The organism is Halomonas sp. SIMBA_159 (genome assembly GCF_046536035.1).
Taxonomy (GTDB): domain Bacteria; phylum Pseudomonadota; class Gammaproteobacteria; order Pseudomonadales; family Halomonadaceae; genus Vreelandella; species Vreelandella venusta_A.
This window is the reverse complement of the sequence record NZ_JAWJBT010000242.1, coordinates 1-325: the sequence shown is the minus strand read 5'-3', so window position 1 is coordinate 325 and position 325 is coordinate 1. Positions and strand designations below refer to the sequence as shown.

The window sequence follows — 325 nt, the reverse complement described above, 5'->3', positions numbered from 1 at the left end:
AATAATGGGATTTGGTTTTTTGTTCTCTTCCATGAACTGCATCTGGCGCAATGCCCCCCAGCAGGAAACGCGGGCGATTGGATAACTCGATTTTCTCTGCCACCTGTTCAGCGATGATCAAATGCATCAGGCGCGATCCCATGTTCTCCCCCCCTTTCATTTCAATGATCCAGTGCCTCTTTCACTGCTGCTTCGACGTGGATTTTTGCTGTATCGAACAAAGGGATTTCCGCGTCGTTTTGCTGAATCAACAAGCCGATTTCCGTACAGCCCAGAATGATGCCCTCGGCTCCGCGGTCGATGAGTTTTTGGATGACTTTTTGGA

At 49.2% G+C, this 325-nt stretch carries 1 protein-coding gene; it reads right to left on the bottom strand.

Translation table 11 applies throughout. The annotated features are described in order from the left end of the window. Positions 1-161 precede the first annotated feature (161 nt). Complete coding sequence (locus tag R0J87_RS19150) at positions 162-314, bottom strand: aspartate/glutamate racemase family protein (protein WP_498888220.1); 153 nt, start codon at positions 312-314, stop codon at positions 162-164. Between the last annotated feature and the right edge of the window lie 11 nt (positions 315-325).